The sequence below is a fragment of the Rossellomorea sp. NPDC077527 genome (genome assembly GCF_044542955.1).
In the GTDB taxonomy this organism is placed as follows: Bacteria; Bacillota; Bacilli; order Bacillales; family Bacillaceae_B; genus Rossellomorea; species Rossellomorea aquimaris_E.
Genome location: NZ_JBITVL010000001.1, coordinates 591,622 through 614,304 on the forward strand (window position 1 = coordinate 591,622; position 22,683 = coordinate 614,304).

General features: G+C 44.6%; 24 protein-coding genes and 1 pseudogene. 15 read left to right on the top strand and 10 right to left on the bottom strand.

Annotated features, from left to right (window positions below; genetic code table 11):
• Nucleotides 1-218: 218 nt before the first annotated feature.
• A complete protein-coding gene (locus tag ACIGG7_RS02975) occupies nt 219-1,214 on the bottom strand; it encodes a Gfo/Idh/MocA family protein (protein WP_397548745.1) in 996 nt (331 codons plus the stop codon).
• A gap of 98 nt (nt 1,215-1,312) precedes the next feature.
• Nucleotides 1,313-2,965 carry an ABC transporter substrate-binding protein gene (locus tag ACIGG7_RS02980; RefSeq protein ID WP_397548746.1) on the bottom strand — a complete coding sequence of 551 codons (1,653 nt, stop codon included), beginning with the start codon at nt 2,963-2,965 and terminating at the stop codon, nt 1,313-1,315.
• 100 nt (nt 2,966-3,065) lie between these two features.
• Here ACIGG7_RS02980 and ACIGG7_RS02985 point away from each other — a divergent pair, with 100 nt between their 5' ends.
• Nucleotides 3,066-4,319 carry an MDR family MFS transporter gene (locus tag ACIGG7_RS02985; RefSeq protein ID WP_397548747.1) on the top strand — a complete coding sequence of 418 codons (1,254 nt, stop codon included), beginning with the start codon at nt 3,066-3,068 and terminating at the stop codon, nt 4,317-4,319.
• 120 nt (nt 4,320-4,439) lie between these two features.
• Here the strand turns inward: ACIGG7_RS02985 and ACIGG7_RS02990 are convergent, their stop codons facing one another.
• On the bottom strand, nt 4,440-4,967 hold the full coding sequence (locus ACIGG7_RS02990; protein ID WP_397548748.1) for a P-loop nucleotide/nucleoside kinase family protein: 528 nt from the start codon (nt 4,965-4,967) through the stop codon (nt 4,440-4,442).
• A gap of 138 nt (nt 4,968-5,105) precedes the next feature.
• Between ACIGG7_RS02990 and ACIGG7_RS02995 the strand changes: the two are divergent.
• From ACIGG7_RS02995 to ACIGG7_RS03025, 7 genes and pseudogenes are all read left to right on the top strand, one after another.
• Nucleotides 5,106-5,585 (top strand): annotated as a pseudogene (locus ACIGG7_RS02995) (GNAT family N-acetyltransferase).
• Nucleotides 5,586-5,588: 3 nt separating this feature from the next.
• On the top strand, nt 5,589-6,128 hold the full coding sequence (locus ACIGG7_RS03000; RefSeq protein ID WP_397548749.1) for a GrpB family protein: 540 nt from the start codon (nt 5,589-5,591) through the stop codon (nt 6,126-6,128).
• Nucleotides 6,125-6,727: a hypothetical protein gene (locus tag ACIGG7_RS03005; protein WP_397548750.1), complete on the top strand. Its 603-nt coding sequence runs from the start codon at nt 6,125-6,127 to the stop codon at nt 6,725-6,727. Before ACIGG7_RS03000 ends, ACIGG7_RS03005 begins: the two co-directional genes overlap by 4 nt.
• Before the next feature lie 96 nt (nt 6,728-6,823).
• Entirely contained in the window at nt 6,824-7,438 is a 615-nt protein-coding gene (locus tag ACIGG7_RS03010; RefSeq protein ID WP_397548751.1) for a VanZ family protein, read from the top strand.
• A 79-nt stretch (nt 7,439-7,517) separates the two neighbouring features.
• Nucleotides 7,518-7,796: a hypothetical protein gene (locus tag ACIGG7_RS03015; protein WP_397548752.1), complete on the top strand. Its 279-nt coding sequence runs from the start codon at nt 7,518-7,520 to the stop codon at nt 7,794-7,796.
• Between the two features lie 73 nt (nt 7,797-7,869).
• Nucleotides 7,870-8,859 carry a S66 family peptidase gene (locus tag ACIGG7_RS03020; protein WP_397548753.1) on the top strand — a complete coding sequence of 330 codons (990 nt, stop codon included), beginning with the start codon at nt 7,870-7,872 and terminating at the stop codon, nt 8,857-8,859.
• Nucleotides 8,860-9,069 (top strand): hypothetical protein, encoded by a 210-nt coding sequence (locus ACIGG7_RS03025; protein ID WP_397548754.1) that lies wholly within the window; start codon nt 8,860-8,862, stop codon nt 9,067-9,069.
• 222 nt (nt 9,070-9,291) lie between these two features.
• Here ACIGG7_RS03025 and ACIGG7_RS03030 read toward each other — a convergent pair whose 3' ends face one another.
• Entirely contained in the window at nt 9,292-9,651 is a 360-nt protein-coding gene (locus ACIGG7_RS03030) for an ASCH domain-containing protein (protein WP_397548755.1), read from the bottom strand.
• Between the two features lie 27 nt (nt 9,652-9,678).
• Nucleotides 9,679-10,593, bottom strand: coding sequence for a GNAT family N-acetyltransferase (locus tag ACIGG7_RS03035; RefSeq protein WP_397548756.1), 915 nt, complete (start codon nt 10,591-10,593; stop codon nt 9,679-9,681).
• Nucleotides 10,594-11,123: 530 nt separating this feature from the next.
• On the opposite strand from ACIGG7_RS03035, the gene ACIGG7_RS03040 reads away from it, so the two are divergent.
• Together ACIGG7_RS03040 and ACIGG7_RS03045 are read left to right on the top strand one after the other, a co-directional pair.
• Complete coding sequence (locus tag ACIGG7_RS03040) at nt 11,124-11,396, top strand: ArsR/SmtB family transcription factor (RefSeq protein WP_224942490.1); 273 nt, start codon at nt 11,124-11,126, stop codon at nt 11,394-11,396.
• Between the two features lie 39 nt (nt 11,397-11,435).
• Nucleotides 11,436-11,822 (top strand): VOC family protein, encoded by a 387-nt coding sequence (locus ACIGG7_RS03045; protein WP_397548757.1) that lies wholly within the window; start codon nt 11,436-11,438, stop codon nt 11,820-11,822.
• Nucleotides 11,823-12,434: 612 nt separating this feature from the next.
• Here the strand turns inward: ACIGG7_RS03045 and ACIGG7_RS03050 are convergent.
• Both ACIGG7_RS03050 and ACIGG7_RS03055 read right to left on the bottom strand, forming a co-directional pair.
• The gene (locus ACIGG7_RS03050; RefSeq protein WP_397548758.1) at nt 12,435-12,974 is read right to left on the bottom strand and encodes a cupin domain-containing protein; all 540 of its coding nucleotides are present in this window, start codon (nt 12,972-12,974) and stop codon (nt 12,435-12,437) included.
• A gap of 180 nt (nt 12,975-13,154) precedes the next feature.
• The gene (locus ACIGG7_RS03055) at nt 13,155-13,445 is read right to left on the bottom strand and encodes a DUF4190 domain-containing protein (protein WP_397548759.1); all 291 of its coding nucleotides are present in this window, start codon (nt 13,443-13,445) and stop codon (nt 13,155-13,157) included.
• A gap of 182 nt (nt 13,446-13,627) precedes the next feature.
• Here ACIGG7_RS03055 and ACIGG7_RS03060 point away from each other — a divergent pair, with 182 nt between their 5' ends.
• The 3 genes from ACIGG7_RS03060 to ACIGG7_RS03070 are packed head-to-tail and all read left to right on the top strand — an operon-like array spanning nt 13,628 to nt 17,681.
• Nucleotides 13,628-14,104 (top strand): MarR family winged helix-turn-helix transcriptional regulator, encoded by a 477-nt coding sequence (locus ACIGG7_RS03060; protein WP_397548760.1) that lies wholly within the window; start codon nt 13,628-13,630, stop codon nt 14,102-14,104.
• A complete protein-coding gene (locus ACIGG7_RS03065) occupies nt 14,101-15,825 on the top strand; it encodes an ABC transporter ATP-binding protein (RefSeq protein ID WP_397548761.1) in 1,725 nt (574 codons plus the stop codon). The genes ACIGG7_RS03060 and ACIGG7_RS03065 overlap by 4 nt, the downstream gene beginning before the upstream one ends.
• Nucleotides 15,822-17,681, top strand: a complete 1,860-nt coding sequence (locus ACIGG7_RS03070) for an ABC transporter ATP-binding protein (RefSeq protein WP_397548762.1) — start codon at nt 15,822-15,824, stop codon at nt 17,679-17,681. Before ACIGG7_RS03065 ends, ACIGG7_RS03070 begins: the two co-directional genes overlap by 4 nt.
• Nucleotides 17,682-17,991: 310 nt before the next feature.
• Here ACIGG7_RS03070 and ACIGG7_RS03075 read toward each other — a convergent pair whose 3' ends face one another.
• Nucleotides 17,992-18,198 (bottom strand): capping complex subunit for YIEGIA, encoded by a 207-nt coding sequence (locus tag ACIGG7_RS03075; protein ID WP_397548763.1) that lies wholly within the window; start codon nt 18,196-18,198, stop codon nt 17,992-17,994.
• A 6-nt stretch (nt 18,199-18,204) separates the two neighbouring features.
• Nucleotides 18,205-19,122 (bottom strand): YIEGIA family protein, encoded by a 918-nt coding sequence (locus ACIGG7_RS03080; RefSeq protein WP_397548764.1) that lies wholly within the window; start codon nt 19,120-19,122, stop codon nt 18,205-18,207.
• A 222-nt stretch (nt 19,123-19,344) separates the two neighbouring features.
• Between ACIGG7_RS03080 and ACIGG7_RS03085 the strand changes: the two genes are divergently transcribed.
• Complete coding sequence (locus ACIGG7_RS03085; RefSeq protein ID WP_397548765.1) at nt 19,345-20,586, top strand: ATP-binding protein; 1,242 nt, start codon at nt 19,345-19,347, stop codon at nt 20,584-20,586.
• 116 nt (nt 20,587-20,702) lie between these two features.
• Here the strand turns inward: ACIGG7_RS03085 and ACIGG7_RS03090 are convergent, their stop codons facing one another.
• A complete protein-coding gene (locus ACIGG7_RS03090; RefSeq protein WP_397548766.1) occupies nt 20,703-21,263 on the bottom strand; it encodes a helix-turn-helix domain-containing protein in 561 nt (186 codons plus the stop codon).
• A gap of 121 nt (nt 21,264-21,384) precedes the next feature.
• Between ACIGG7_RS03090 and ACIGG7_RS03095 the strand changes: the two genes are divergently transcribed.
• Nucleotides 21,385-22,668 carry an MFS transporter gene (locus ACIGG7_RS03095; protein WP_397548767.1) on the top strand — a complete coding sequence of 428 codons (1,284 nt, stop codon included), beginning with the start codon at nt 21,385-21,387 and terminating at the stop codon, nt 22,666-22,668.
• The last annotated feature ends 15 nt before the right edge of the window (nt 22,669-22,683 follow it).

Consider the following 22,683-nt stretch of genomic DNA (forward strand, 5'->3'; position numbering starts at 1 on the left):
TAATCATCAATAGGGATTAAATCTCGCCGAAATTGGATCAAATCGAGAATCCCCATGAGACATTGGGCTCTAGATCCACTCCAACATACTATTCCGGGAACTGATTCCAGCTAAAAATAGACAATCTAACACTTTTGCCCTTCAAAAAGCAGATAAATGAGGACAGATGGGTCCCAATTCTAAGAGAGGGAAAGCCAAGGGGACAGGTCTCTTGGCTCTTACGATTCTAATGCCTTAAGGATATCTTCACATAATGACATGGTCCCGACATTGTCTCTCGCGTTGGAAATAGGAGTTACCTTTCCTTCACAGCACGCGAGGAAGTGTGTCATTTCTCCTGTAAATCCTCTAAGATACAAGTCCCTCATGGTACCAGACATAGGGGAGGCAGATGGAGTGAAGACCGTATCCTGTTCCTTTAATCCTTTCCATGGAAGGTCTTCAAAGGTTTGGGATGCGTGAATGCGAAGGGTTTCGATTTCCACTGCTTCCGCAAAACCGTGATCGAATGTGACCTGGAGCCTTTCGCTTTCTCTGGACCAGGCGGTCATTCCGCTTAGGAAAACCGTTCCGACAATTCCATTTTGAAACTTAAGGGTTAAACATTGTGAAATATGTGGTCCCACACTGTTCTTGAATCCTTTCACGTTCCTTACTTCCCCAAACAAGTACCGGAGAAGATCGACTATGTGGATTGCGGCGAATTTCAAATACTGCTCGTCGTTTTCACAAAACGGAGTACTGTCAACAGCGAAGCGGGCTTCGAACGATCGGACAGCACCCAGTTCTTCTTCCTGGATAAGAGTATGAAGGGTTTTGTAGACCGGTGCGTATCGCTTCATAAAGCCGACCATGACCTGAACTCCTGCTTCCTCTGCCGCATCGGCTATGGCCTGAGCTTCATCCTTTGTCATTCCGAGTGGTTTTTCAACAAAAACATGCTTTCCTGATTTGATACAATCCATTACGAGTCGTGCTTGATCTTGAGGCTGGGCAACAACAATCACTCCATCGCACTCTTCCTCTTCAAGCATCGTGATGTGATGGTCATAAGCATTCCCTGTACTGCCGAAACGAAGCAAGGTCTTCTTGGAATTCTCGATGTTTCTGGTTGCCACAGCCTTGATCGTCGCGCCTGCCTCGATCAAAGATGGATAAATATTGGTTGTGGCGTGAAATCCTGCTCCTATCATACAAATAGATGGTGGTGTCATTGTTATCTCCTCTTCCATTCAGCGATCTTTTCTTCTTCCTTAAGATACCCGTTTTCAGGTAAAAAATAAAAGGACATATGTCCGGCTTCTCGTTCAATCTATACCTCCGGACGCACCCACAACTTCGAAAAGTCTACATACCCAAAGTGCTTGATCTCAATATTCATAATATCAGTCGAAAAAGGAATGTAGCGTTTCTCATAATATAGTGGGATCATGATCGATTCTGTCATAAGCCTGCGCTCGAGATTCATATTCAACGAAGTCCATTCTGCAAATGGAGTATGACGATACTCCTCTAAGTAAGCCTCCCATTTAGAGTCTTTTTCAAAAAGTCCAGCCAAAGGGGAATAGCCGTTTTTCAAAAAATAATAAAACGAAAAATCCTGGTTCGATTCAAAGATTTCACCATGCACGAAGAGGTCCACATGGAAAGTTTCAGGCTGTCTCGTCAAGGTGTCAGCAAAGGAGAACCATTGAACGTCGACCGGGATGCCTTCTTTTTCAAAAATCTCGACAAGCCACTCGGTGGTTTTCGCTGTATGATTGGCACAGCGGATCACGATCGGTTCTGTAAACTGTGGACGGTCCGCCTCCGAAATAGTCATGGATTGATCCTGCCCGATCAGAATACTCTTTCCGTTCGGTGTCAGACGGGGGTCCAGGTCAGAGAGGCTGTGGCGGTTCTTCGCAATCACCCAGTGTAAATAATCCCGGACTTCTTTTCTTTGAATCTGAGAATCTCGCCCCGGCAAGGCATTCATGACGACAATCCCGAAACCAGAGTCACTTTCGACTTCAACGGAGGAGACTTGATTCTCCTCGATGTGAGAATGATAGATTCCCTTAAAGTCTTTCGGCACTTGGACGAATTCTACGGCATCGAGGAGTGGCCTTTCCTGAAAGTGCTCTTTAAAAGCAGCGAGGGTCGTCTTCGAATCGGTATTCTCCTCAAGGGAAAAGCATCCTGTCCCGAAGGTCCGTCCCTTGTTTTCTTTATAGATGCTCGCACAAATCATGCTGAGCATGGGGAGGATGTAGCTACAGCCTTTGGGATGATGGATATCAATGATGAGGGGAGCCTTCACTTCTATCCGAACAACCGGTTCCCATAGCTCCTGATAGTGAGTGCAGGTCCGGAGCTGCTCGAGACAATGGACGACATCCTTTGCTGTCAGGATGGATCCGTCGTGAAACCGGACATCCTTTTTTATATAAAGTCGTAGTTTGGTAGGGGATACGTCCCAGCTGTGGGCAAGTTCCGGGAGGATGTCTCCTTCTTCCGTGAAGGAGACCAAGCGGTTGAAGATGTTCGCCACGAGGTGGGCGCTCATGACGTCCGCTGCCTCCAAGGGATGGATGGAGAAAAAGGGATACCTCTTCGGTACGATCAGCTTATCCTTGGACTCCTTCACAAAGCCGAGTTTACTGTGGAAATGCGACATCAGCCTCAGCTTGCTGTCCGTCGACCAGTTGTACATGAGATATTTGCTGCTCTCGTCAATCGGTTCCTCATCCATCAGCTTCACGACTTCTTCTTCAAATTCTTCTTCCACATCCTTCTTCCATAAAAGGGTCGATACATTTCCCCGTCCTCGACCGGGTGTAAAGGCAATCCAGCCTTCTTCATTCCATTTTTTCAAATAGCGGGTGGTTTGTTTGTGGCTCAGTTGAAGGGTTTCAGAGATTTCTTCCACACGGATGCTGCCTGAAGGGTAGTACCTCCAAAGGGTGAGTAATTTGTTCTCCATGTTGCTTCTCCTCCTAAAAGGGGACATCGATTTGAAAAGTGTCTATTTTTATAATGTTCCGTCTAGTTTACTATACTGTAAATAGAGGAGGGGGAACAACATGAAGTGGAAGGAATTACCTCAAAATATTAAAGTTCGGATGATTACGTCATTCTTTAACCGTGCCGTTTCATCCGCCGTCATGCCGTTCATGGCGCTGTTCTTTGCACAAGAACTGAATAAGATCTGGGCAGGGATCTTCCTGATCTCCACCGTGATGATCGGATTCTTCGTTAATCTGGTCGGGGGGTACATTTCAGACCGCTTTCCGCGGAAAAAAGTCCTGCTGACCACGTCCTGGCTGAATGCCTTGTTTTTCTTCATGATGACGGTAAGCTTATTTCCAAAAGATAATCTGATCATGCTGTTTGCGGGTGCTTATATCGGGTTCATCATCACGAGCAGTCTGGGACGACCGGCGATGCATGCAATCATCATCGACTCGACGACACCGGAGAACCGGAAAGCTGTCTACGCTCTGGATTACTGGTTAATAAACCTGTCCATGGCCATCGGTGCCGCCCTCGGGGGACTGCTGTACTTGAACCATCAGACTGAGCTCTTTATGATGCTGACCTTCACATCGACGACGATTCCCATTGCCTATGGGATTTGGCTTCAGGACAACTTCAAGGACCAACTGCAGAAAAAGCATGAAAATGTGTTCATCGATCTCGTGAATAATTACCGGATTGCCTTCAAAGATTCAGCGTTTGTCAAAGTGGTGGCAGGGTCCACCTTCATTTTCGCAGCGGAATTCTCTTTGAACAGTTATATCGGGATCCGCCTTGCGGAAACATTCAAGGCCGTGAGTATCGGGAATTTTGAAATTGTTGGGGTCAGGATGCTCAGTATCCTGAACATCGAGAACATGCTGCTCGTCGTATGCCTCACATTCATCATCAATCGCTACACCGATCGCCTGAATAAAAAGAACGCCCTCTTGATCGGGCTTATCCTGTATGGCATCGGCTATGCGACGGTTACATCGGCCAACACATGGTACATCCTGATCGCGTTTAATTTGGTTGCAACGATGGGGGAACTGATCTACTCCCCAATCCGAAACGCAGAGCAAGCGAATATGATCCCAAGCGACAAGCGGGGCTCCTACTCTGCCTTCTCTAATCTGTCGTTCAGCGGAGCGGACCTGGTCGCACGATCCACCATCATTATCGGTGCTTTTCTGATGCCGACGATGATGAGCGTGTATATCGGTTTCATCGTGATGGTTGGAACGGTTCTCGTTTATACGGGGTTGTTTGGCCGGAGCTGGGTGAGGGCGAAGGTGTTGGAAGAGAGTGTTGGGAAGTGAGGGAGAAAGTCCCTTTGAAAGACGATCACGTTGGGAGAAATCTTAAATAGCCATACAAAAGCTTGGGATGCTTCCCAAGCTTTTTGATTTGTATTGAAGTGGTCTAGTCGTTGGGAACGTCTAATTTTCAATAACCATTTCTCCTTCCCCACTTGGTACCTCAAATCCATTAAGGTAAGATGCTAAACGTTCCTCTGAAATAGGGAAGGAGTTTGCATCAAAACGTTGGTTACGTAGCTTTAGTCGTTCACGTAAATCCTTTGGATGTACTTTTAAATAAATCAGTTTCCATTTACCGCCTGAATCCTCAATCAGTTTCTTGTACTGGTTCCTTCTGACGCGGTCCCAAAAGCTAAAGTCAATCACCACCTGTTGCTTGTCGTGGATTAACTTTACTAAACGGTTACGTAATCTGTTTTCTGCAGATTTTCTATATTCATCAAACTTTTCCATGGGGAAATCAATCCCCCAGCGGCCGTGTGTAGCCCATATTTCTTCATCAACTGAAAGACGTATAAACCCTTCCTGTTCCAATATTTTTGAAAATGTGGTTTTCCCAGATCCGGCAATCCCACACATCATGACCACTAGAGGGGTTACATCATTTCTTTCACGATAAATGGTGTCAAAATTAAATGTATCAAACATCTATACATCCCCCATTTTTGGTGTGTCTTTCATTCTATTTTAACATGGAGCTTCTTATATTTTCCTTTTTTTACAATTAAATCTATGGTATCTTCCAGTAGAGTGCCTCGTGAGAAGGAAAAAAGGGGGAGAGGACGAATGAACATTGTATCGCTGAATGAGATACCGAAAGAAGACCTTATTGAATTTTTTAATCAGAAGTGGGGTAGCTCGAAGATAGTGATTTCAAGCGGAGTCTATGATTGCACTCGTTTAGACGGCTTTGCCGTTTTGAATGAAGAGAGTGTTATCACGGGCTTGATTACATATATGTTTAGGGATGGAGAATGTGAGATTATTTCACTTGATAGTTTGGAAGAACGAAAGGGAATCGGCACTGCCCTGATGAAAGAAGTAGAAAGAGTCGCTGCTGAGAACCGATGCACACGCATGACACTGATTACGACCAATGACAATCTGCTGGCGTTGAAATTTTATCAAAAAAGGGGCTTTGTCCTATCGAATATCCACCGGAATGCCGTGGAGAAAGCGAGAGAGATTTAGCCTGAGATCCCTTTGATTGGGAATGAAGGGATTCCGATCAGAGATGAGATTGAACTCGAGAAGGGGGTGGGGTGACGGATGGAACATCACAATTGGCCAAAATGGGCTGTGGAAACAATTGAGATAAAGCGTCCAAACCCGGAATGGATTGAAGCCGGGAGAACGGAAGTGAAGGAGCTTTTGCACCATTTGAGTCCCTTTGGTGTAAAGGACGTGGAGCATGTCGGAAGCACTTCGATACGCGACCTGCCGGCGAAACCGGTTCTTGACGTGATGGCCATGATTCCATCCTTTGCTGATCTTGAGGAGATATCCGAGAAGCTTGCGAAGGATCAATGGCATTATGTACCGACGGAGCTCGATAACCGGCCATGGAGAAGATTCTTTATCAAGGTGGAGAATGAGAAGCGCGTCGCCCATCTGCACCTCATGCTGGAAGGGGAACCGAGATGGGAGGAACAGCGGTTATTTCGAGACCGATTAAATGAAAACCCTTCCTTAAAAGAAGAGTACGCCGAGCTTAAAAAGCATCTGGCGGAGCAATTTTCCAATGATCGGGAGGCGTATTCCGAAGGGAAAGCATCATTTATTCAAAGAGTGTTGGGGGAGGAAAAATGAACAAACGATTATTGCTTATCATGATACTCGCCATGGGGTTCCTCCTGATGGCATGTAGTGGGGCAGCGGAGCAAAGTGGAAGTACGGAACAAGCGGAGCCCGAAAAGGAAGAAAGTCAACGTGCAGAAGAGGCTGAAGCAGATGAACCGGTTGATTCCGTTGATTTGCAAGAGGCAACATCTCAAAACCAATCAGACAGCGAAGAAGATCCTCTGTCTACATACCCTTCAGACAAAATCGAATACGCCCGCGTCTGGCTGCAGGTGATCGGGAATCAAGACGTAGTAGAAGAGCTGAATGTCCGACATATTTCAGCCGGGGAGAAGTTGAATCCTTATGATGAAGAGAGTGTTTCTTATCCTGAAGACGTCATCGTATTAAGCGGCAAAGCCATGGCCGATGGCGTCGTCACATACAGCGGTAATGGGGACGGCACGATAAATGTGTATGATGTTCCATCGCACTGGCCAACTAGTGAACAGCTAGAGGAGTCGATGGAGGAGTATACGCAAGGAATCGTGGAAGATGCGGAGAAAGTTTCGGTTGATGCGGGGGAGGATGAAGAGGTTATTGGGTTGATTGAGAAGATCGATGGGTAGGAAGCCAGGGGGACAGGCACCGTGGCCTTACCATGAAAGTAAGCCGAGGTATCTGTCCATATGGCTCATATTAATTGAAAAAGAAGAGGTCAAAGAATGATTCTACTAAATGGAAATGTCATCATTGTGCCAATGATCGTATGTTATATGACAATACGAGGTATTTTGGTTGGAATGAAATATCAGAAACTCGCTCAAGTCCAGTGGCAAAGGGAAATGATTCACTTGCTTTTTGTTGTATATATAGGTTGCGTTATTTCGGTGACGTTATTTCCATTCCCTATTGGATTTCCGCACGAATCCCATCTCCTGTTCCGTAGTATAAATTTGGTTCCTTTGGTATCTATCATGGGTGATATCAGTCAGATCGGGACTGCTTATGATGGAGACGTACTCTTTATGGTTTCCCTCATTGCTCGAAATGTAGGAGGGAATATTCTATTATTCATGCCGTTTGGCTTTTTGGCACCATTCTTATGGGATAAAACGAAAAGTCTAAAGGGCATTGTTCTATGGGGATTTGTTGTTTCTGTCACGATTGAGTGCTTACAACTGCTGGAATCTTTGAAAGGTGGATGGGGACGAGTGACGGATATTGATGATGTTATTTGTAATGGAATCGGTGCCATGCTTGGGTATTTTGTGTATGTTCTGACTCGGAAAATCGAGGTGAACTATCAGATCAGGAGAATGAACAATAGAGGGGCGTAATTTTGTGCAGCGCGAATTGGGTATGTGAACCACAGGGCCACGGTACCTGTCCCTGTGGTTCAAGAATAGGAGGATAAAATTGAAAAGTGAAGCAACATCAAAGAAGTGGACGTTCTTTAGAACGGTTCCTCTTGCGATCATCCTTTTGATTTCTGTCCGTTATTTATTTGATGAAGATCCTTATAATGACGGCTTAGGTTGGATTATGATGATCCTATTTTGGTTATATAAGGGTTTGTTTGATCTGATAGAAGATAAGAGGAATGGGCATAAGAAGTCAATGATTGGGAATGCCATTTTTGTCTTTGCTGCGGCCGGAGTTCTGGTTTGGCAGATTGGCACATACTTGGCTGGGTAGTGCCCAATAATAGGATTTGTTCAAAAATAAGAAAAACAATGTATAACGCTATTAAGAAAGTAAGGTGACATCGATGCTTCCATTAAAAAAAGGTGATAAGATAGGGATTTTCACTCCATCAGCACCTGCGACGGTTACAGCAAGGAAACGATACGAACGGGCTAAGGCATTCCTTGAAAGTAAAGGGTTCAGCATAGTAGAAGGAAATTTAACGGATAAGTCTGAAGTCTATCGCTCAGGTTCACCTAAAGCGCGTGCAAATGAATTGAATGAGTTATTGAGAGACCCTGAAATTAAGATGGTCATGTCAACGATCGGAGGTACTAACTCTAACAGCTTATTACCGTATATCGATTATGAGGAGTTCAAACGAAATCCTAAAATCGTGGTAGGGTATTCAGATGTAACAGCCATTTTACTTGCACTTTATCATAAAACAAATGTAACGACCTATTATGGCCCTGCTCTTATTCCTTCGTTTGGTGAATTTGAACCGTTAGTGAACGATACGTATCAGTATTTTGAAAATTACTTTATGAGTGAATGTCACCTTCCTTATGAAATCCCGATGCCGAAGTTTTGGTCTGATGAACCTGTTAATTGGTTAGAAAAGACCAGGGATAAAGCTCTCTATCCAAATGAGTGGATAACAAGAAACACCGGTGCGGCAGAAGGGAGATTAGTAGGTGGAAATGTAAATGCCATGTATGGTTTTATTGGAACAGAGTATTTCCCACCTATTCAAAATGGGGACATCTTACTGATAGAGGATTGCGCGAAGGACGCGTCTATCGTGGAAAAAAACTTTGCGATGCTCAAAATGCATGGAATCTTTGAGAAGGTATCAGGAATCATTTTAGGAAAGCACGAGGGATATGATGATTTAGGGACCGGAAAGAAACCTATAGAGATCCTTATGGAGCAATTAGATGATAAAGAGATTCCTATTTTAGGAGAATTTGATACCTGTCATACTCATCCCATGCATCCTTTAGCCATAGGAAAAAAAGTAAGGTTCGATACCAAAACCAAATTAGTACATTGCGTTGAAGAGTGGCTCTAGATGATGGGAAATATCGATCATAAGAAAGGAACCCAAATGAATCTATTAAAAAAAGGATTACTCAGAGGCACGATCCCATTTATTCTCCTGACACTCGTGTCCCTTTGGCTTACCTATCAAGGATTATCGGTAGCTTCAAATCACGCCTTTTTCATGGGTCTCATCGCTTTTTTCTTTGGAGTGACAAGCGTCAAGGTTGGCGTTTCATAAAACAAATTTTCGTTCATTATGTGCTTATGCTGGTAACGGTTTTTCCGACGTTGCTTCTGAGCGGTATGTATCCACTGGATTCCATGAGAGATGTCGTAAATGTATATTTTCTGTTTAATATAGTGGGGGTCATTCTGTTTTTGATGACTCATCTTATTTTTCAATGGCGTTATAGAGCGTATATGAAAGCTCAGAAACAATAGAGTCTTAGAGGATTTACCTCTAAGACTCTATTGTTTGCGCCGGAAGATTGACCCAAATGACCGCCCCCATCGGATGCTTGTACGGTAGGGGCTCCGGATAGATCTTGGGGTTTTTAAGAACCCAGGCATAGGTTTTTTGATAAGGTAAGTCTTGAGCATTCTCACTTTGAACGCAGTGAAACTCTTGGCTTTCCTGATAGTCCTTTAAGGTTAACTCTTTACTATCAATGAGATTGACTTCCCCATACACCATACCTGATCCACTCTTGATGAGAGCAATCGTTCCACGTATCTTTGTGTTGGAGCCCCTGATTTCCCACGTCTTTTTTCCGTCCAATATGTGTTCGATCCAAGGGGATTTTATGATGAGTCCTTTCATGGCACTTCTCCTTTTTCTTCCCGTTCGTCACTCTGCATACATATCCGTGATCGATTTATTTCGAATGAATCCAAGGCTATCGTAAAGCTTAATCGCTGGATTATCTTTGAGTACAGCGAGGCGGGTAGCCGGGTATTCTTTACTTGAACTGTTGATGGAATGGGTTAATAGAAATCGACCGAGACCTTTATGCTGATGATCGGGGTCTACGGCTAAACTCATAATGAGAGGATACTCCTCAAATTCCATGTGGAGGCAGACACCCACGATGGTGTTCGTTCCCGTATCGATGATCACTCGTGAGCTCTCATCCATGATGGGATTGTTTTGGTGTAAGTCCAGAAATTCCTTCACATGCAGCATATAATCCTCTTTGGCTGCGATGTGTTTATAAACAGAATTCGCTCTATAGGCTTTCATAATCAAAGTGGCTATCTCATCCGTATCTTCACCGACAATCGCTCTTGATGCATATCCTTCAGGAAGTATGGCCGACATGGATTGTGTTGGACGGGTCATCCAATAATTCACTTCATGAATCTGGCATCCTTGTTGTTCATACGTTGGCACATGTTCTTCTACCACTTCTCTAATGAGGATCTTATCTTCGGTCTTTGATATCGTTTTTAAATAGGGTAATAGCATTTGGACTAACCCATTATAATCCTCATAAGGTGGAACAATAAATAAATCTGACATGAAATTAGGTTTCAGGAATACACCGCCAATGATGGTTTCATCCTTCATAATGAAATGCCCGCAGTCAAAAATCGAAGCTTGTTCGATTAATGTCGCAGCTGATCTTCTAAAATAGTAGTCTGCATATTTTTGTCCATAAAAGATGGAATAATATCGTATGTAATCCTTTGGTTCTTGATAAACTAGTTTGAATCCGCCTTCTAAATGGATAGGTTCTTTCAACGTTTGAACGTGTTCACTCATTTTTCTCGCCCCCTCGCATTAAGTTTAACATATTTTTCCTGTGTGGAAGTCAGAGAGATATTTAAGTTATACAACGGCTCATCCATTGATATGATAGAATCAACATAATAATTAGGCGGTTTAGTAAAAATAATTGCCGATAAAGGAACGAATACGTCATTGGCTATTATCACGTTTCTACTCATTGGATGGGTGCTCACTTGGTTTAAGTTTCAACATTTATTTATTCAAGCATTCAAAGAACTCTTCAAGCTGGATATCAGTAACGCGAGCTATTATTTTGTTTTCTTTTGTATAGGTGTATTTGGTGATCTGATCTTATTCATTCAAGGTTCTTATGAAGTGATTCTGATTCATTCGTAGTGTGGGGAATTAAACAATACGACATTTAGGGGATTTTTTTTACTAGTTAGACTGAACCTGAGGTAGGCTTTCTTATTGAAAGAAGGTCTATTTTTTTACCTTGGGTTCGAGGAAGACTCTACTTTGCCTGATTGACGAGCAACTATTTGGTTGCTTATAATGGACGTATGGATAAAGACGTTATATTCAAAGCCCTTAGCGACTCGACGCGGCGATTGATCCTGGATGAGCTTTCCGATCGGAACGAGTTGACGTTATATGAACTAACGGCTCGTCTCGTGATGAAGCATGATCTTTCCATCACCAGGCAGGGCATTACGAAACATCTTAACCTATTGGAAGAAGCCGGGCTCGTCTTGTCACAGCGCAAGGGGAAATATCGAGTGCTTACGTTTAACAAAGAACCGCTTACGAATTTATTAAAAGGATGGGTAGAATAAGGAATTACTCAATCACCCTTCCAGAGGAGGCCATTACAGATGAAGATTTTCATTACCAGTATATTCGTTCAGGACCAGGACAAAGCATTGGCGTTTTATACAGAAACGCTGGACTTTGTTAAGAAGCATGACGTTCCAACCGGGGCACACAGATGGATCACACTTGTTTCACCGGATCACGAGGAAGGGACCGAGCTGTTGCTTGAACCGAATGAACACCCGGCTGCGAAAGAATTTCAGGAGAAACTATTCGCAGATGGCATCCCAGTCACGATGTTTGGGGTTTCGGATATTCATGAAGAGCATAAGCGATTAGTGGACAAAGGGGTAAACTTTACAATGGAGCCGACAGCAATGGGGAACGTCACAATTGCTGTGTTTGATGATACATGTGGAAACCTGATTCAGATGATGGAGCAGAAGTAACCTACATCCTAGACCGTCCCTCTATGTGCTGTATTCGGCGCGCAGGGGGGACGGTCCTTTTTTTGGATGTAGGACCACACCATAAAAAAATCTGCCTCCAATCGAGACAGACAGTTGCATTATTCTAGAAAAGGGTGCTGATTTTTTCTCTACAGAAGGGACAAGAGATTTCTTTAATTTCTTTAAAAAAGATCGCCTTTTTCGCCGATCGGATATTTTCAAAAAAATCGGGATAAGGAATCCCGCACTCCGTCACCTTGGTATTCTTTATAGCATGTTTTTTAGAGGAAAAAGGTCCTTTTATCACCGGGAATAGCAATAGAAAACCTCCATTATAAATTGAGATGAAAGTATTACTGTAGCATTTGGATATTAATCAATTGTTGAGGGAGTGTTAACGGTTGGTAAAGGTTGCGTTCGTTTTTCTTAATGAGATGGTGTGGAAAGTCTTTACTTGAGGGAGAAGACACGTATTTGAATAAAGGTGAGCATTGCTGATGGCAGTGCTTTTTTTGTATGTAATTCACCTTGAACATAAGGAAGACCTCAATAACAACAGGCGGAGTTTCTTGACCGTGACAAGGGCCTGCCCCTTGTCACGGCCAATCCCTATTAATGTGAGAGATACTTATTCAAAAGCTTATACCTACCTGTTCGTTTTCCAATTTGAATGAAAAACCGAAACAAGAATCGTTGAATCCAAATGGGGATACCGGATACTAAGGTGTTTTGAAGGTAAAGAATATACACTGTGTTAAACAGGTTATTCGGTATACCTTTATCATTGGTTAAGCCGTCTTCCATTAAACCATAATGAATGCGTACTGATTCTTCAAAACCTTCACCAGGCGCCAATGATACGGTGAATCGAACAGGTTTAGTAGATTGATTATGAAATGTGTGGGCTTCTTTTAATGGAACAAATATTGTTTTACCAGGTGTTAGGACGTGTTGTTCTTTCTTGTGAGTGACAGTGAGTTTTCCTTCTATGACGGTGAATTGTTCTGTAAAACGGTCATGGAAATGAAGAGGCGGACCCACTGTATTGGGAGGAAGACTTACTTCGATTAATAATGCTTCTTTGGTTTTCTTTAAAAAAGAGATGGTTTCTCCTGTGAATGTGTGGGTAACTGTGTTGGAGTCTTGGATCATATAAAACTCCTTTCTATTTTAGATAAAGAATACCATATTATACGGAGAAGAAGTTCCCTTCATATCATGTTGAAACCCATACGGAATTATGACCATAAATAGAGATGAGCTTCTCATTCCCCTCATCCATTATAGAGATGGAGAAAGGGAACTTCCCATACGAAAATTCCCTTTTTAACGCTAAAATGAGATCCCACTCGAAAACGTCATGTACGCCATAGCCACCCAACAGATTGAAAACAAAATGCCGATCCAACTAAAAATTACCCCTGCAATGGCAAGCCCCCTCCCCTCCTGGCCACTCCGCTTCACTTCATTTCGGGCAATCATACCCAATATGACACCCACCACCCCAAATATCGCTCCTATCATAGGAATAATCACAATCACAATGGATACGATACCCAATATAAAAGACGCCACCGCTTTTCCATTCAATCCTTTTCTTATTGGCTCATTACCAGGATTCATTCGCTTCTCCCCCTTCTAAAGAAAAGTATATGACTCCACCATGGTGAAACATGAGGGACGGACCTTCACCATTTTCCCATGTCGAAAGCATTTCGTTGACTAACGAACTTGAAAGGAATACACTAAAATAGTTCCATTATGAACAGTTCAATACATTAACTATTAGAAGTGAGGGTAAATGGATGGAAAATGGAAATAAGGGGATCACTCCTGCACTTCAATTATTGCGTTCCTTTTCGAGAGTGAATAAAACCATGATGCGATTCGTCCAGAAAACAGCTTCACAAAATGGACTATCCGTTCCACAATATACGATTTTAGTCACCATTGCCCCTGAGAAAGAGATGACTCAAAAGGCAGTGGGTGAAAGGACGTTCCTGCCAAAAAGCACGCTAAGTCAAGCCGTCGATGGGCTTGTTCAGGCAGGCTACCTCCAAAGGAAGCAAGTGGAGGACAACCGAAGGGAAATGCTTCTCTCTCTGAGTCGTGAAGGGGAGACGATGTTAAAAGGCATTCACAAACAGGAAGGAAGCATCCATCAGCTGACAGCAGGCGCTGTTGACAATCTGTCGGAAGAGGAGTTTGCAGGACTCTTGCTGGCTCATGAGCGGATTGCTGACTTCTTTGATGAGAAAGCGAAAGAGGAGGATGCCACATGATTAAGCTCTTAAAACACTTATCGGCGTATAAATGGATGGTCGTCGGGATCTTTCTGCTGATCTTCATTCAATCCATGTCGACCCTTTATTTACCTACGCTTATGTCTGACATCATAGACAAGGGTGTCGTTGTCGGGGATATCCCTTATATATGGAAGATTGGTGGATTCATGCTTGTCGTGTCCGCTTTCGGTGCGGTGGCTTCCATCATTGCAAGCTTCTATTCTTCTAAAGCTGCCATTGGTTTAGGACGCGATGTCCGCCAAAAGCTCTTTTATCAAATTGAGAAATTCTCACTGCAGGAATTTGATGAAGTGGGAACGGCTTCTCTGATTACGAGAACGACGAATGATATTACACAGGTACAGCAGGTCGTCATCATGATGCTCAGGATGATCATCAGCGCTCCTATCATGTTAGTTGGCGGAATCATCATGGCAGTGTTGATGGATGCGAAGTTATCCCTGGTCATTATCCTGACGATGCCGGTATTGGTCGGCTCGATCCTGTTGATTTTGTATAAAGGGATTCCGTTGTTCCAAACCGTTCAGAAAAAGTTGGATCAGTTGAATCTCGTGCTTCGTGAGAACCTGACCGGTATTCGTGTCATCCGCGCCTTCAACCGTGAACCGGAAGAGAAGGAACGATTGAAGCATACGAACAAGGAACTGACCGACGTGTCGATCAAGGTGAATAAAATCATGGCATTCATGATGCCGGTCATGATGCTCGTCATGAATATGACCGTCGTCGCCGTGATCTGGTTCGGTGGCATTAGGATCGATAACGGCGGCATGCAGATCGGGGACTTGATGGCCTTCATTCAATATGTCATGCAGATCATGTTTGCTCTAGTGATGGCGTCGATGAAGTTCGTCATGGTGCCCCGTGCCGATGTATCGGCGAAACGGATTAACAAGGTACTCGAAATGAAGCCTTCTTTTGAAGATAAAGGGACGAACAAAGCAGACGTTCTGAAGGGGACACTGGAATTCGATTCGGTCACCTTTCATTATCCGGGTGCTGAAGAGCCTGCTCTGTCGGATATTAGTTTTACCGCAAATCCGGGAGAAACGACGGCCATAATTGGGGGAACCGGCTCTGGGAAAACGACGCTTATTAACTTGATTCCGCGATTTTATGAGGTGGCGAGTGGAACCATCCGTGTCAACGGGGTGGATATTCGAGAAGCTTCCCAAGAGGAAATTAGGTCGAAGCTTGGTCTCGTGCCTCAGAAAGCCACCCTCTTTACGGGAACCATTTCGGAGAATATCCGTTTTGGAAAAGAAGAGGCGAGTGATGATGAGGTAGCAGAGGCTGCCCGTATCGCCCAGGCGGAAGAATTCGTCAGCCGGATGGAAGGCGGATTCCAGGCAGAAATCGAGCAAGGCGGTTCCAATCTCTCCGGGGGTCAAAAACAGCGGTTGTCGATCGCAAGGGCCCTGGTTAGGAAGCCGGATATTTACTTATTTGATGACAGCTTCTCTGCTCTCGATTACAAAACGGATGCCAGACTTCGTGCTACTTTGAAAAAAGAAAACGGAGACGCAACGGTTCTCATCGTCGCTCAACGGGTCAGCACCGTCGTTGATGCCGACCGGATCATCGTGCTCGAGAAGGGAAAAGTAGCCGGTATCGGTACCCACCAGGAGCTGCTTGACACCAATGAGGTGTATCAGGAAATTGTCGCATCACAGCTTTCAGAGGAGGAAACGGCATGAGTAATCAACGAAAACCTCAAAGAGGCGGCGGTCAGATGGGATTCGGCCCGGGTGGCGGCAACATGATGATGATGGGGCAGAAGCCGAAGAATTTCAAGGCGACCTTGAAACGGCTCCTCAGGTATTTAAAACCGCGCCGTGGACAGTTAACGGCGGTTCTCTTCGCAGCCATCTTAAGTACTGTCTTTGCTATCGTAGGTCCTAAGATCATGGGGAACGCCATTACGGAATTATTCGAGGGAGCCTATGCGAAGTTCAAAGGGGTGCCCGGTGCCGGAATCGATTTTGGCAAAATCGGTGAGATTCTCTTGATGCTTGCCGGACTTTATGTGTTCAGTAGTGTGTTTAATTTTATCCAGCAATACATCATGTCGAGCGTTGCCCAGCTGACAGCGTATGACTTGAGGGAAGATGTGAATCAAAAGATTGAAAAGCTTCCATTGAAGTATTACGACGGTCGTCCGAACGGGGAGACCCTAAGCCGGATGACGAATGACATCGATACGATCAGCAGTACGCTTCAGCAAAGTTTGACGCAGTTCATCACGTCGATTGTGACGATTGTCGGAATCATCATTATGATGCTCTCCATCAGTCCTCTGCTGACATTGATTTCCGTTGTCAGCTTACCGGTTTCCATGTTTGCGATCCGACCAATCTTGAAACGGTCCCAGAAACATTTCGCCGATCAGCAGCGGACGCTTGGTCAGCTGAATGGTCATATTGAAGAAATGTTCACCGGGCATCAAGTGGTAAAGGCATATGGTCATGAAAAGAAGGCCGGTGTAGAATTCGATTCGGTGAATGACGAACTGTATGAAGCGGGTAGCAAAGGGCAGTTCATCTCCGGTATCATCATGCCAATCATGATGTTCATCGGAAACATTAGCTATGTGCTGATCAGTGTCGTCGGTGGGATCCTCGTCACGAATCGTGCGATTTCCATCGGGGATATTCAAGCCTTTATCACGTACACACGCCAGTTCACCCAACCGATCACTCAGACGGCAAACATCGCGAACATCATCCAATCAACGGTGGCGGCAGCTGAACGGGTATTTGAACTGTTGGATGAGGAAGAAGAAGTGAAGGAAGAAACAGTGGCGCACTTATCCCGTCCTAAAGGCGCGGTTGCCTTTGAACATGTGGACTTCGGTTACGGTGAGAATCTGTTGATCAACGACATGAACATCGACGTGAAGCCTGGTCAGACCGTCGCCATCGTCGGACCGACCGGAGCGGGAAAAACGACTCTGATCAATCTGTTGATGCGGTTCTACGAACTGAACGGCGGAGAAATCAAGATTGATGGCATCGATACGAGGCTTGTCCCTCGAAGTGAACTGAGAAGAAGCTTTGGGATGGTGCTGCAGGATACGTGGCTCTTTAAGGGGACGATCAGGGAAAATATCGCTTATGGTAAGACGGGGGCTACGGAAGAAGAGATTATGCGGGCGTCCAAGATGGCCCATGCCGATCATTTCATCCGTACTTTGCCTGAAGGGTACGATACAGTCCTGAATGAGGAAGCATCCAATATTTCGCAAGGTCAGAAGCAGCTTATCACGATCGCAAGGGCGATCTTAGCTGACCCTCCGATCATGATTTTGGATGAGGCGACTTCGAGCGTTGACACCCGGACCGAGCTTTTGATTCAGCAGGCGATGAACCGGTTGATGGAAGGACGAACAAGCTTTGTCATCGCTCATCGCTTGTCGACGATCAAGGATGCCGATCTGATTCTCGTCATGGATCAGGGTTCTGTCATTGAACAGGGATCGCATGCAGAACTACTAAGGAAGAACGGTTTTTATGCGGATCTGTATAATAGTCAATTTGGTGAAGTGGCTGGATGAGGGAAGCTTGGGGACGGTTCTGCTGCTTCCAAGATTCAATAATAATAAATATAGGTGCCTGGCTTCCGAGAATATCAGGGAACAGGCACCTTTTTCATTCTGATATGAAGAAAATTCGACACGACGGATCAATTAACAAAAAATAGGATGAATAAATCGAGTTAGAAGGGCAATAAATTTCGAACTGGATTAATTATTGGAATTAAGGATTAAAAATACTCCAAACAGGATCAATTCCTAAGAAGTAGAGGGACGGACCTTTAAACCCCTAAATAATCTATCCCAAATTATGAAAATAGAGGTCCGTCCCTCACACTCTGATCACCAGGTAGTCCCCATTTGTCATTTGGACAACATCGGCTTTCATTCCTTTGGCGATGTCGACGGTCATTTGTTTTAATTCTTCAAGGTTGTCGCTGTATAAAAGCAAGGGCCCTCCGCTGATCACTCTGTCACGGTCAGAGGTTAGATACGCCAATATTTGATAGGCTGGTTTCATGGAACTTTCCCTGCTCATATCTCCTCACCCTTTCAAGTTGGTTTTCATTACAGCATGAGATTTTTTTGTGCTTTCGAGCAGTGGACATTTTTTTACGGCTTCGATGAAGGCATCGATGTCTCGCTTGATGGGGACGAGGGTGATCATGACTTTTCCGTCCACATAGTCCTTACGTGTAAATTGATATCGTTTGACCCCGAGTGCCCGGCAGGCTTCAAAGAGTGCCGCCTGTCTCTGACCAAAATTATCCAGGTTGATTCTGAAATGATTTTCTTTCGGGTAGATGACGACGGCCATCCCTTCTTCTGAAAAAAGCTTCTCAGCGTTGTCCGTTCCGAGCAGATTGCTGACATACATATCGTCCACATAGAGGGATGATTCTTTGACTTCTACTTTTCCTTCCTTTACTTCTGCAATGTCCCCAATCGTCTTGCCTTTCGTGAATCGCTGCAGGTAATAGAGGAGAGCGAAGCCTGTAACGGCGCCACCTGCTATGCAGATCACCAGATTATTAACGTTCAGTGCGTTGTGCAGAATGGAAATCGTGAGGGATGTGACGAGTGCGACGATAAAGGCAATATAATTCCTTGCTTCGAACGTTTTCGCGATGCCGTCTATGTATGCCTTCCCTCGATAGGTGAATTCTGTTTCCTCCAAGTCACTCAGACTTTCCTTTTCCATTTTGCGGACGTCCCTGAATTGCTGGAGAGCCAATGTCAGGAAGGTCACGGCCACGAAGTTTTTGCTAAGTAATGCGGGAATTGCGACTGCACCAAGTGATGCTGCAACAAATCCTGTAATGATCTGAATCAGATAGCCATTCGGATAGCTTGGATACTGCCTGAAATCTTCTTTCATGATCGTGATTCTTGCCAATGTACCAATCACGATGGCGCTGGTGATTGTAATCAGTTCATTCGTTGTTAAACTGGTTGCTTCCATGCAGTGGTGTCACCTCATTCATAATGGAAATATTTTGGATTAGTATAAGAAAAAAGCATACGAATTATGCGATGGTATCAAAAAGGTGAGGGACGGACCTTTGACCCAATAAGCAGCAGTCCATCCATTTTTGTCGAATAATCACAAAAAACAGGAGGTATTTCCCGGGAAAATGTCGAAGGGTTAGGAATAAATGCTATTTTCCCTAAAGGAGATACCCCTATGTTAGAGACGATTCATCATTTAATTTTGCATGTGGTATTTATTCTATTTGCGATTCTTGTCTTTCAGATGTTCATGAGCGAATCGGACAGGGGCACAAGAGGGTTCGTCCTTACGTTTATCTTGATGAATAGTGCTGTATTAGTGTTTACCATGACGTTTCCAGTGGTCTACTCCAGCGGATACGTATACGATTTTAAAGTGATACCCATCATCCTCGCTTTTCTCTATGGAGGAAAAAGAGTAGGGTTTAGTACGTTTATCGCCATGCTTGTGATTGGGGTATTTACTGAACATGTATGGATGTTTTTGCTAATGAATTATGCGATCTATACCGTGTTGCTGATCCCCATATCTAAGTGGTATAGGCGGTTTACCTGGATGAAAAAAATCATTTTGCTTTCTGGTTTTTATTTGTTCATCCCGGTGACAAGATCCGTTTATTTACTTCAGACCCATGAAAAGGAGCAACTCCTATTTATGGTAAGCTCCACCATAATCATATGGATTACGCTGCTCCTCTCCATCTATCTGATTGAGAATCGACTGGAGCAACTCAGAATCAAAAAAGAACTCATCAAGGCGGAAAAGTTTAACGTCGTCAGCGAGCTCGCGGCCTCCGTCGCACACGAAATTCGAAATCCCATGACGACGGTCAGAGGATTCATGCAGCTTCTGCAGAAAGGATCGTTAACGGCAGAACAAAAGAGCTTCATCGACATCTCCATACAGGAACTGGATCACGCCCAGGAGGTCATTAATCAGTATCTTTCCCTGGCCAAGCCTCAGACAGAGGAATACCAGGTGTTCAGTTTGACGGATACCATGAATGAATCGGTCGACGTCATGTCTACGTATGCGGTGATGAACAGCATCAAGATCACTAAACAGGTAGAGAATGATCTGATGATCCAGGGGATGAAGCTAGAGGTGAAGCAAGTCCTCCTTAATCTTCTGAAAAATGCCATCGAGGCGGTAAAGGAGAACGGGGAAATTAAGGCCACGGCTAGTCGTCATCGTGACGGGCGGATGCTGATCATGATTCAGGATAACGGAGTCGGCATGTCTCCTGAACAGCTGAAGGTACTGGGCAGACCCTATTATTCCACCAAGGAAAAAGGGACAGGACTTGGACTCACAGTCAGTTATCAAATAGTCAAACGGATGAAGGGAGAAGTAAAGGTCGAAAGTGAACCTGGTGTGGGGACGACGTTTAAGGTGTTTTTGCCGAGTAGTATATAGATGAGGGACGGACCTCTGAGCCGGGGGACAGGTACCCTGGCATCATCATGATAAAGAGCCACGGTACCTGTCCCCATGGTTGAAAAAAACAGAATGCCACACCCGGCATTCTGTTTTTAATTGGATTCGGAGTAGTAAATCACCATGCTCAGTTTTGTCATTTCGCTGCCTGGATTGGAATAGGTATGAGGGGTGTCTGCCTTGAATTTAATGGAGTCCCCCGTTTGCAGCACATAGTCCTTTTCATTGACGGTCAGAGAAAGAGTACCGCTGAACACCGTGATGCATTCAATCGCTCCTGAGTGATGAGGACCTGCATTCAGGCTGGCCGTTGGTTCCAATTCGACAGAGTACATTTCAAATGGCTTGTCATCCTCAAAGCGGAAGGATGGAAATAACCGATATAGCCCATTCCCCTCGATAAGAGGATCGATCTCTGACTTCCGGACGATTTCTGTTTCTGGAATTTCTCGCTCCATCAAGGAAGTGAACGGTATTTTCAATCCGTCGGCGATTTTCCATATCGTCGAGATCGTCGGATTGGATTCTTCTTTTTCAATTTGGCGTAAAAGGCTTTTGCTGACACCGGTCATCGAGGATAAATCATCCAGGCTTAACTTTCTCTTGTTTCGTATATTCTTTAGATTATTTGAAATGATTCCATGAATTTTTTCCAAAAGGGCATTCCTCCTATATACATTATAATAACCATATTGTACAATATAATAAATTCAGTATAGTGTTCAATTTGTTCAATATATTAATTATAACATTTTTTTGAAGGATGTGGGAGGAAGTATGGGTCGGAGTCGAGTGCATTATAGCTGGATCATCTTGATGATCGTCTTTTTCTCGATCATTGCAGCCGGAATTGTCAGGTCCTCTTCCGGGGTGTTCATCGAGCCGTTTGAACAGGAGTTTCATTGGGATCGTTCCGTCATTTCGTTGGCCTTTGCCGTCGGATTGTTTTTATACGGAATATCCGGTCCATTCATGGCGGCCCTTATTGAGGTGCTTGGACTGAAGAAAATCATGCTGTTATCCATGGCCACCCTGCTGGCGGGCACACTGCTTACGTTCCTAATGCAGCAGTCGTGGCAGCTTCTCCTCATTTGGGGAATCATTATCGGGTTAGGTTCCGGTCTATTTTTAACCGTCCTCAGTCCGTATGTAGCCAACACTTGGTTTGAAAAAAGAAGGGGGCTAGCGTTAGGGATCCTGACGGCCAGTACCGCAACCGGTCAGCTCATCCTGCTGCCCATCCTCGCTATGCTAATTGATCACTATTCCTGGCGATGGGCGATCGCCTTGATTATGCTCCTCAGCGCCATCATGCTGGTCATAATTCTTTTGTTCATGAAAAACTCCCCAAAGGAAGTTGGAATCCTTCCTTATGGTCTTGAAAAAGAAGCAGAAACTACAGAGGAAGATACCAAGCAAAATCCGATTGTGATTGCATTCAAAGGTTTATTTGAAGCGGTAAAAGTAAAAGAATTCTGGTTACTGGCAGGCAGCTTCTTTGTGTGCGGGCTTTCCACCAGCGGCTTGATCGGCACGCACTTTGTGTCCTACTGCATCAGTTACGGTATCCCTATTGTCACTGCTGCATCGCTACTTTCGTTCATGGGGATCTTTGATCTTGTCGGGACCACCCTTTCCGGATGGTTATCAGACCGATTTGATAACAGATGGCTATTATTCTGGTATTACGCTTTAAGAGGCGCGTCGCTACTGTTACTTCCGATCGCCTTATCGCAAGGATCCTATCCATTGCTCATCATTTTCGCCGTTCTCTACGGACTGGACTGGATCGCCACTGTCCCGCCGACCATTGGGATATCCCGGCAAGTATTCGGAGTGAAGAAGAGTGGGGTCGTATACGGATGGGTCTTTGCCTCCCACCAGGCCGGTGCAGCCGTGGCGGCCTTTGGCGGCGGAGTGATCTTTCAAGCCTTTGATTCTTACACGTGGGCATTTTTCTTAGCGGGTCTTTTTTGTATCGTAGCGAGCTTGTTTGTGATTGTGATCAAGAAGGAGAGGTCTGTTGAACATGAGGCTGGTTCTAGTACGTCCGTTTCGTAAAGAAAATTCGACACG